A 2929-nucleotide genomic window follows, 5' to 3' on the forward strand; every position below is an offset into this window, starting at 1 on the left:
TGCTTCCACCTCGAACCTATCAACCTGATCATCTTTCAGGGATCTTACTAGCTTACGCTATGGGAAATCTCATCTTGAGGGGGGCTTCATGCTTAGATGCTTTCAGCACTTATCCCTTCCGCACATAGCTACCCAGCTATGCCCTTGGCAGAACAACTGGTACACCAGCGGTGCGTCCATCCCGGTCCTCTCGTACTAAGGACAGCTCCTCTCAAATTTCCTGCGCCCACGACGGATAGGGACCGAACTGTCTCACGACGTTCTGAACCCAGCTCGCGTACCGCTTTAATGGGCGAACAGCCCAACCCTTGGGACCGACTACAGCCCCAGGATGCGATGAGCCGACATCGAGGTGCCAAACCTCCCCGTCGATGTGGACTCTTGGGGGAGATAAGCCTGTTATCCCCGGGGTAGCTTTTATCCGTTGAGCGATGGCCCTTCCATGCGGAACCACCGGATCACTAAGCCCGACTTTCGTCCCTGCTCGACTTGTAGGTCTCGCAGTCAAGCTCCCTTATGCCTTTGCACTCTACGAATGATTTCCAACCATTCTGAGGGAACCTTTGGGCGCCTCCGTTACACTTTAGGAGGCGACCGCCCCAGTCAAACTGCCCACCTGACACTGTCTCCCGGGTCGATAAGACCCGTAGGTTAGAATTTCAATACAGTCAGGGCGGTATCCCACCAGCGCCTCCACCGAAGCTAGCGCTCCGGTTTCAATGGCTCCCGCCTATCCTGTACAAACTGTACCAAAATTCAATATCAGGCTACAGTAAAGCTCCACGGGGTCTTTCCGTCCTGTCGCGGGTAACCTGCATCTTCACAGGTACTATAATTTCACCGAGTCTCTGGTTGAGACAGTGCCCAAATCGTTACACCTTTCGTGCGGGTCGGAACTTACCCGACAAGGAATTTCGCTACCTTAGGACCGTTATAGTTACGGCCGCCGTTTACTGGGGCTTCAGTTCAGAGCTTCGCTTACGCTAACCCCTCTCCTTAACCTTCCAGCACCGGGCAGGTGTCAGCCCCTATACTTCGCCTTACGGCTTCGCAGAGACCTGTGTTTTTGCTAAACAGTCGCTTGGGCCTATTCACTGCGGCTTTCCGTTAAGAAAGCACCCCTTCTCCCGAAGTTACGGGGTCATTTTGCCGAGTTCCTTAACCAGAGTTCTCTCGCACACCTTAGGATTCTCTCCTCGCCTACCTGTGTCGGTTTGCGGTACAGGCACCTTTTATCTCGCTAGAAGCTTTTCTTGGCAGCGGGGAATCAAAGACTTCGCTCCATAAGGAGCTTCCCCATCACAGCTCAGCCTTCACGATAAGCGGATTTGCCTACTTATCAGCCTAACTGCTTGGACGTGCACAACCAATCGCACGCTTCTTCTATCCTTCTGCGTCCCTCCATTGCTCAAACGATAAAGAGGTGGTACAGGAATATCAACCTGTTGTCCATCGCCTACGCCTGTCGGCCTCGGCTTAGGTCCTGACTAACCCTGAGCGGACGAGCCTTCCTCAGGAAACCTTAGGCATTCGGTGGACGGGATTCTCACCCGTCTTTCGCTACTCATACCGGCATTCTCACTTCTAAGCGCTCCACCAGTCCTTCCGGTCTGACTTCACTGCACTTAGAACGCTCCCCTACCACTGATACCATTGGTATCAATTCGCAGCTTCGGTGGTGTATTTAGCCCCGGTACATTTTCGGCGCAGAGTCACTCGACTAGTGAGCTATTACGCACTCTTTAAATGGTGGCTGCTTCTGAGCCAACATCCTAGTTGTCTAAGCAACTCCACATCCTTTTCCACTTAATACACACTTTGGGACCTTAGCTGGCGATCTGGGCTGTTTCCCTCTTGACTACGGATCTTATCACTCGCAGTCTGACTCCTAAGGATAAGTCATTGGCATTCGGAGTTTGACTGAATTCGGTAATCCGATGAGGACCCCTAGTTCAATCAGTGCTCTACCTCCAAGACTCTTACACTTAAGGCTAGCCCTAAAGCTATTTCGGGGAGAACCAGCTATCTCCAGGTTCGATTGGAATTTCTCCGCTACCCACACCTCATCCCCGCACTTTTCAACGTGCGTGGGTTCGGGCCTCCATTCAGTGTTACCTGAACTTCACCCTGGACATGGGTAGATCACCTGGTTTCGGGTCTACGACCACGTACTAAACGCCCTATTCAGACTCGCTTTCGCTGCGGCTCCGCCTCTTCAGCTTAACCTTGCACGGGATCGTAACTCGCCGGTTCATTCTACAAAAGGCACGCCATCACCCATTAACGGGCTCTGACTATTTGTAGGCACACGGTTTCAGGATCTCTTTCACTCCCCTTCCGGGGTGCTTTTCACCTTTCCCTCACGGTACTGGTTCACTATCGATCACTAGGGAGTATTTAGCCTTGGGAGATGGTCCTCCCAGATTCCGACGGAATTTCACGTGTTCCGCCGTACTCAGGATACATTCAAGAGAGAACGAAGTTTCGACTACGGGGTTATTACCCTCTGTGACGGACCTTTCCAGGTCGCTTCGTCTACCTCGTTCCTTTGTAACTCCGTATAGAATGTCCTACAACCCCAAGAGGCAAGCCTCTTGGTTTGGGCTAGATTCCGTTTCGCTCGCCGCTACTCAGGAAATCGCATTTGCTTTCTCTTCCTCCAGGTACTTAGATGTTTCAGTTCCCTGGGTCTGTCTTCCATACCCTATGTATTCAGGTAAGGATACCATACCATTACGTATAGTGGGTTTCCCCATTCGGAAATCTTCGGATCAAAGCTTACTTACAGCTCCCCGAAGCATATCGGCGTTAGTCCCGTCCTTCATCGACTCCTAGTGTCAAGGCATCCACCGTGCGCCCTTTCTAACTTAACCAAACTAAAATTAAAAAAATATGAGCTACACTGTTATCTAGTTTTCAAAGAACATAC

1 rRNA gene is annotated in these 2929 nt (G+C 51.5%); it reads right to left on the reverse strand.

Annotation, left to right across the window (positions count from 1 at the left end):
• Positions 1 to 2873: ribosomal RNA gene (locus tag FT637_RS29430) — 23S ribosomal RNA — on the reverse strand; the annotation flags it as partial.
• Positions 2874 to 2929: the final 56 nt, after the last annotated feature.

Origin of the sequence: Bacillus cereus (genome assembly GCF_015071065.1) — a bacterium.
Taxonomy (GTDB): domain Bacteria; phylum Bacillota; class Bacilli; order Bacillales; family Bacillaceae_G; genus Bacillus_A; species Bacillus_A cereus_BA.